Origin of the sequence: Endozoicomonas acroporae (assembly GCF_002864045.1) — a bacterium.
Taxonomy (GTDB): Bacteria; Pseudomonadota; Gammaproteobacteria; order Pseudomonadales; family Endozoicomonadaceae; genus Endozoicomonas; species Endozoicomonas acroporae.
Genome location: NZ_PJPV01000038.1, coordinates 1 through 6,412 on the forward strand (window position 1 = coordinate 1; position 6,412 = coordinate 6,412).

10 protein-coding genes and 1 pseudogene are annotated in these 6,412 nt (G+C 47.1%); 2 read left to right on the top strand and 9 right to left on the bottom strand.

Going from position 1 to position 6,412, the window contains the following annotated elements:
- The 4 genes from CX664_RS06075 to CX664_RS06090 all read right to left on the bottom strand — a co-directional run.
- Positions 1-477 (bottom strand): Rossmann-fold NAD(P)-binding domain-containing protein (locus CX664_RS06075; protein ID WP_219622127.1); only part of this gene is annotated, 477 nt, incomplete at its 3' end.
- Positions 478-603: 126 nt separating this feature from the next.
- On the bottom strand, positions 604-966 hold the full coding sequence (locus tag CX664_RS06080) for a VanZ family protein (RefSeq protein WP_101745872.1): 363 nt from the start codon (positions 964-966) through the stop codon (positions 604-606).
- Positions 967-1,083: 117 nt separating this feature from the next.
- Complete coding sequence (locus CX664_RS06085; RefSeq protein WP_101745873.1) at positions 1,084-1,536, bottom strand: GDP-mannose mannosyl hydrolase; 453 nt, start codon at positions 1,534-1,536, stop codon at positions 1,084-1,086.
- Between the two features lie 117 nt (positions 1,537-1,653).
- Positions 1,654-1,812, bottom strand: coding sequence for a hypothetical protein (locus CX664_RS06090; RefSeq protein WP_219622128.1), 159 nt, complete (start codon positions 1,810-1,812; stop codon positions 1,654-1,656).
- A 47-nt stretch (positions 1,813-1,859) separates the two neighbouring features.
- On the opposite strand from CX664_RS06090, the gene CX664_RS26245 reads away from it, so the two are divergent.
- Complete coding sequence (locus CX664_RS26245; RefSeq protein WP_180966389.1) at positions 1,860-2,030, top strand: hypothetical protein; 171 nt, start codon at positions 1,860-1,862, stop codon at positions 2,028-2,030.
- A gap of 138 nt (positions 2,031-2,168) precedes the next feature.
- Here the strand turns inward: CX664_RS26245 and CX664_RS06095 are convergent, their stop codons facing one another.
- The 5 genes and pseudogenes from CX664_RS06095 to cysD all read right to left on the bottom strand — a co-directional run bounded on the left by CX664_RS06095 (position 2,169) and on the right by cysD (position 6,271).
- The gene (locus CX664_RS06095) at positions 2,169-2,708 is read right to left on the bottom strand and encodes a hypothetical protein (RefSeq protein ID WP_101745874.1); all 540 of its coding nucleotides are present in this window, start codon (positions 2,706-2,708) and stop codon (positions 2,169-2,171) included.
- 90 nt (positions 2,709-2,798) lie between these two features.
- A complete protein-coding gene (locus tag CX664_RS06100) occupies positions 2,799-3,203 on the bottom strand; it encodes a hypothetical protein (protein ID WP_145999858.1) in 405 nt (134 codons plus the stop codon).
- Positions 3,204-3,423: 220 nt separating this feature from the next.
- On the bottom strand, positions 3,424-4,572 hold the full coding sequence (locus CX664_RS06110) for an RNA-binding domain-containing protein (RefSeq protein WP_101745877.1): 1,149 nt from the start codon (positions 4,570-4,572) through the stop codon (positions 3,424-3,426).
- A 346-nt stretch (positions 4,573-4,918) separates the two neighbouring features.
- Positions 4,919-5,269: a four helix bundle protein gene (locus CX664_RS06115; RefSeq protein WP_101745878.1), complete on the bottom strand. Its 351-nt coding sequence runs from the start codon at positions 5,267-5,269 to the stop codon at positions 4,919-4,921.
- 129 nt (positions 5,270-5,398) lie between these two features.
- Positions 5,399-6,271, bottom strand: a pseudogene (cysD, locus tag CX664_RS06120) (sulfate adenylyltransferase subunit CysD).
- A gap of 36 nt (positions 6,272-6,307) precedes the next feature.
- Here cysD and CX664_RS28070 point away from each other — a divergent pair.
- A partial coding sequence (locus tag CX664_RS28070) for a transposase (RefSeq protein ID WP_180966390.1) occupies positions 6,308-6,412 on the top strand: 105 nt, incomplete at its 3' end.

The window sequence follows — 6,412 nt, forward strand, 5'->3', positions numbered from 1 at the left end:
GTATTCCCGCAGGGCCTCAAAATTACGGCCATCGCCAATCACCAGTATATGGCGGGTATTGCGTCCACGGCTACGAAACCGCATCAGCATTCGATAAAGAGTGAACCGGATCACCAATGTCATGGGGATGGTCAGTCCTATCCAGGTAAACAGCCAGATACGGGAATAGCGCTCGGTGGTTTTGGTCATCACCATAAAAGCGATCAGCGCCGTAAACGACAATGCCCAGGCAATGGCTACCTTGGTCAATCGCTCGCTGATCCGTCGCCCACGCCAGGGGGCATACACTTCACACAAAAACGAAAATACCACCACCAGAAGCGCCTGCATCGTCATCACATTCAGATAGTGGGTAGCATGGTCACCAAAACGTACCCATTCCGATAGCTCCGCACAGCCAAAGGCAAGGGCCACATCCATAATGACCAGTAAAACAAGAGGCAGCCGGGAGCGGCCCGATAACAACGAGGTAGGCATCTACATTCCAATCCAGCTTTTTTGGAACCACAAAGGCACAAAGACACAAAGAAAAAGCATTTTTATTGTAAGAGCGTTGCTCTTACCAGTCTTTTGCTCTTCTTCGTGTCTTTGTGTCTTTGTGGTTCAACAGCTTTTAACCATCCGCCACCGAGCAACCACAAAAGGCAACGCAGCCAACAACAACCCGGCGCAGGACACCAGAAAATCCAGCGGGTTAAAATTCCGTAGTGGCAGCATCGCTTGCAAACTTTCATCCAGAGCGCAACCAATCACCAGCAGCAATAACAACCAGCCCCGTTGCCAGAACCCTGAGCTGGCCAGATGAGCCAGTACCGAAAGAATAAAGGCCATTACAAAATGCATCTGCAGATTGCCACCCAGAAAACGCTCAATACTGCCCCAGGCCCAGTGGCCATAACCGAGGCTTTTGCTGGCCGAAAGAATCACCAGAAAGGCCAGCCAGCCAACCGCTAAAATCCGTACCAATTTTTAATTTCTCTTTTTGAACCACAAAGACACCAAGGCACAAAGAAAAGCATTGATTTGTTCTACATGCGTAGCGTGAGAACAATCAAAACCTTTGTGCCTTGGTGCCTTTGTGGTTCAATCTTTTAAAAAATAATCTTTGGTATGTTGATGAACCTGCTCAGAAGCCAACAGTTCATCAACGGTAAACCAGCGGTAATCCTGATGCTGATCAACAGGCAGGTCATTGAGATTAATATCCAGCTTCAGTTCATAACCCAGCACCACATAATGGGTACTGAAGTTATCACCGGAAAAATTATCCGGGTAGAAATGCTGATAAGCCCCTAAAAACCGGGCTTGATCAAAACCTGCATCACATCCCAGTTCCACTTTAACCAGACGACGAAAAGCGTTTTCCAACCGTTCGTCTTTCTGAATTCGCCCACCAGGCACAAACCAATACCCTTGGGCAGGACGGTTATTGCGTAACCCCAGCAACACCTGCTCCTGACTATTGCAAATAATCAAATCAATGGAAACCAATGGTGTTGAAGCGTCAACGGTTTTAAAGGTTTCAAGCTCAAGCATGTTAAAAGCCTTTTGAACCACAAAGACACAAAGGCACAAAGAAGAGCAAAAGCCATTTAATAAGAGCTTTTTAATCTTTTCCTTCGTGTCTTTGTGCCTTTGTGGTTCAAAAAAAAATCAAACCGACCGCAACTCAGCACCATGTTCCAGGAACCAACGGTAAGTCATCCCCAACCCATCCTGTAAAGAGACCGAAGCCTTCCAGCCCAGCCGTTCCAAACGGGAAACATCCATCAGTTTGCGTGGCGTACCATCGGGCTTGGAGGTATCAAACACTGTTGCAAATATATCAGATAGCGCCCGTTGACCATAAGGTACTACAGATGGCGCTGAATACCGGTTTCAAAGACTATAAAGCCAGTGTACTTTATACTGCCGGGGTGAATGCAGGTGCGAGCGCCATCATTACCAGGAATGTAAAAGATTTCACGGGTTCAGAGCTCCCGGTTTATACACCGGAAGAGTGTCTTGTTAATGTTGCGGGCAAGGAGTAAAGCTTGGGAGCAGAGGCGACAACTATGTTGACAAACACCGCCTTATAGAAAGCTTCAATCTCATTAATGGAGGAATGATCAAAAGAGAAAGCAACCTTGCCATGGGACTTTTTGCCACGAGACTTTTTGCTACAAGACTCAGGCATTCACCACTTCCAACAGCGCATCAAAAAAGTTGTCTTCATTGAAGTCTGCAAATGTAATCCTGCTCGCATCTTTAAGAACGACCTTCCAGGTCCAGTCAGGTTGATTCACCGGGTTTGAGTTGTTAACCGGAGGTGCCCCAATGGTAACGTTGATATTTGCTGGGCGGCTACTATTTCTGTCCGCCAGAATAAACTGAACCCGACCCCGGGCACCCTCCATATCGATACGGCCTTTGGTGGCAATCAGCATAGTGCCGATAGGTGTGATCTGCAGGTTTTGCTGAGCAAACTGGACCAGCATCTTTTTAGTTTGATAAGCCCCGATAGAGTCTTCAGTCAGCTGAACAGGTGCATACTGATAGTCCAGTGAGCCTCTATCTTTATAAGGCTGAAACCATTCTTCAAGGGAATGGTAAAACTGATCAATAAATGCCAGCCACTCGTCTCGCTGCTGATCCCAATCAATTACCTCTGCTTCCTGGCTATTTTTTTCATGACTGGTCAAAAACTCCTCAAACGCCTTCCTGCTCATCTGACACTCCATCCGGCTTGAACTCAACAAGACGGGATTATAGCCTACGGCTGGTTGTAAAGCTTTAAGCTGTAAGGCCATATGATAGCTTTAAGTGTTGAGCTTGAAGGCTTCTAAGCTTTTACAGCCCACATCAAGAAGACTTCCGCCAAGCCGCCGCTCGACCATTCCCACAGCCAAAAGATTCTGGCTGGCCATCGGCCCACTGATAAAGAAGACATTACGCAGGACTCTCTCATGGCCGCTCATGGAAAGCAGATAACCTACGCAGCCGGTCATTACATTCACAAACTGGCCAAGGGCAAATATACGCAGCAGGTTGGCTCCGCTTTTAAACTGCTCGCCAAACAGCCACATCAGCCTTTCCGGGAAGATCAACATAAAGCCCACAATTGGCAGGGCGAAGAGCACCATCAGTTTCTTTAAGGTCGATGCGTTCCAGTTGGTCGCTTTTACCCTGTTGGGAAAGGGCTGCGAATTTTGGTGCCACCACAAGGTTGACCGCCATCAATACAAAGCTGGTGAGCATGGTGATTAGGCAGGCCAGAGAGTAAAGTTACCGTGCCAGAGCGGAGTCCGGTAATCCGGAGGAAGCTCTGAAAATACTGGATAGGTTGGATGGTGAGTTATGAGTTATGAGTGAACAGGGAATAGCCCAATTCCCTCTTAACCATTCCCTATTCACTCATAACCATTCCCTCACAACCCACAACTTTCAAGTACGCGCAATAATCACAGTAAAAGTATTCCCAACACGATCATCAATAAACTCAATATCCGGATGTGCTTTCAGAGCCCTGCGAATACCACTGCCTAGCCCCCGGTAGGGCAACACCTTCGAGGCAAAAGAGGCCAGAATGGGGTTTCTTATATTTGAATTGCCCATCAAGACATTCTCTACCGTTAAGTTATTAGGAAGCCCACCCGGACTTATTATCTCGATACGGTCGGCAAAAACCAACAGGCGCACAGGGGCTGAGATAAAGTAATCCCGGTGTATCAGAGCATTGGCGATAAGCTCTTCAAAAACAATCCTCGGTATCTCCGGCACACCGGTAGAATTAAAACTCTGGTCGTTTTGGACGTGGCGGATATTAGCCAGGACGAAACTCATGGCTTCCCGGAAAATATCCGACAACTTCCCACTAATATCCCGGCTGTCAATATAGTGCTCATCAGCAATATCGTTTCCCGGGAAGGCGACTGCCTTGATGATATAAACGGGCAAGCGAATCTGTGGCCTATTCGCGAACAGTAATGCGCCACTGATGTTCAGCTGTCCATCTCGCATCAGATTCATGTTTTCCATCAGCCGCGCGCAGGAAATACCCTGATCAGCAACAGACTCACCAAACTCACGTTCAAAAAATGAGCTGAAGAAGCCTTGGTCCACATCAGCTATGGAGGAATTTCTCACCGGTATCTCATCCGCATGCACCAGGGCGGCTGACTGGAACATACGTTGCAGTTCTTCCCGTGCAATGACTTTTCGCTTATCGGCTCCACTTTTCACGAACACATGTAGATTCTTGTCCATATAGGGTTTGCTGATACCCTCCGGTACGGTTACCACCATAACCATGCCATCAGGATAAGAAATATTTTCAGTAACAGGCGCAATAGGTGGCCGCATATGCTCCGTTGCCGCATTTGAAACCAGCTGGTTTAATCTGCCAATGTCATCAGGTGTCAGCCCCGCCAGGGATCCATCATCATTGACGCCAATCAGGATCATTCCCCCTAACGAATTGCTAAAAGCCACCATCTCCTGAGCCAGAGAATCGGAGCGTTTGACATTAGCTTTGAACTGGTGCTTAGAGTCCTCACCCTGAGTGATCACGTTTAAGAGCCAGACCGTATCCATGCCCTGTATACCTGTTTTTGTGGGGTAGTATTCTCAGGGAGTTTACCAGAAAGTGAAGTCATCCAGAAACGGGCCAGGTTTTGCACTTTACACGCACAAAAGTCCTGAAGCTTAAGCAGGCCATTGAATCCAATGACCAGAATCAAGACCTGCCCTGTTTTTCCAACAGGGGCAATTTGCTTTTCTCACTGCACGCATAGGTGTTTCATGAAAACGACGGTGGTTATGCATGATGAAAGACCTGACGCCGGTTTTTAAGCTGTAAGTTTGAAGCTGTAAGCTGTAAGTTTTTATCGCTTTTAACTTACAGCTTACAGCTTAAAGCTTACGGCTTACCGCTTACCGCTTAAAAATTTCCCCCGCTTATCGATTTGGATAAACTAAACAGCATGGAGGATATTTCGCGAGTATCTTGCAGCCAGCTTTTACCTACCTGGCTTTCGATATAACCAATCTCCATGCCAATGTATATTTGGGTTCGCAGCTCTGCACAGGAACCGTTGGCAATAGAAAGGAAGTGAACTTTTTCTTTACTGCTGTTGCGCGCCATTCCTTCAGCGATATTACTGGGTACTGATAGACCTGAACGAGTTATCTGATCTCGAAACCCATAATCCCGAAGGCGTTTCAACTCTTTATACAATTGGGCTGAGAGCCGTGCAGACCGCTTCCAAACCTCTAACTTCTCAAAATTCATAAATTGCTCTTTTCTTATCATCAAAAGAGCATAAAGATAGCAGAGGGTTTAGAGCTATAAGTTTTAAGCTGTAAGCTGTAAGTCTTTTTCTTACAGCTTACAGCTTACAGCTATTAACTTACAGCTCCTTTAAAAATACCCTTCGATTTTCTTCTTCTCCATCGACCCCGCCGAGTCATGGTCAATAACCCGCCCCTGTCGTTCAGACGTCCTGGTAAGCAGCATCTCCTGAATGATTTCTGGCAAAGTAGCGGCGGTAGATTCAACGGCACCGGTTAGTGGCTAGCAGCCTAAGGTTCGGAAGCGGACAGATTTCATCTCCGGTTCTTCACCTTCACGAAGAGGCATGCGCTCGTCGTCAACCATAATCAACGTACCATCCCGATCTACTACTGGACGTTCGGCTGCGTAGTAAAGTGGAGCGATCTCAATATTTTCCAGATAGATGTACTGCCAGATATCAAGCTCGGTCCAGTTGGACAGTGGGAAAACGCGAATGCTTTCTCCTTTCTCGACTTTTCCGTTATAGGTATCCCACAGTTCAGGGCGTTGATTCTTTGGGTCCCAGCGGTGGTTTTTATCCCTGAAGGAATAAACTCGTTCTTTCGCCCGTGACTTTTCTTCGTCACGACGTGCACCACCAAACGCTGCATCGAATTTGTATTTGTTTAATGCCTGCTTCAGGGCTTCGGTTTTCATTACGTCTGTGTATTTGGCACTGCCATGATCAAATGGGTTGATATTGGCTGCTTTGCCTTCTGGGTTGGTATGGACAATCAGCTCCATCCCATACTTTTTCGCCATCTGGTTACGGAACTCAATCATCGCCCGGTACTTCCAGAAAGGAAACGGTGGCGTACCCGGTGCAAAAGCTTTTGCCGCCAGATGCAACATCACAGCCGAATCCTTACCAATAGAATAAAGCATCATCGGGTGTTCAAACTTGGCAGCTACTTCACGAATAATTTGAGGCTCTTTTCGGATTCCAGACTGTTGAACTATCCTTTGCTGGAAAAGTAGCCAGCGGCAGGGTTATTCATGAATATAGGACGAATTTCCGATCTCATCAGCAATGAAACCTGTTATGAAATGATCCGCGAGAACCGATGGCCTGATGATATTGTTCGCTGCCCGCACTGTGAT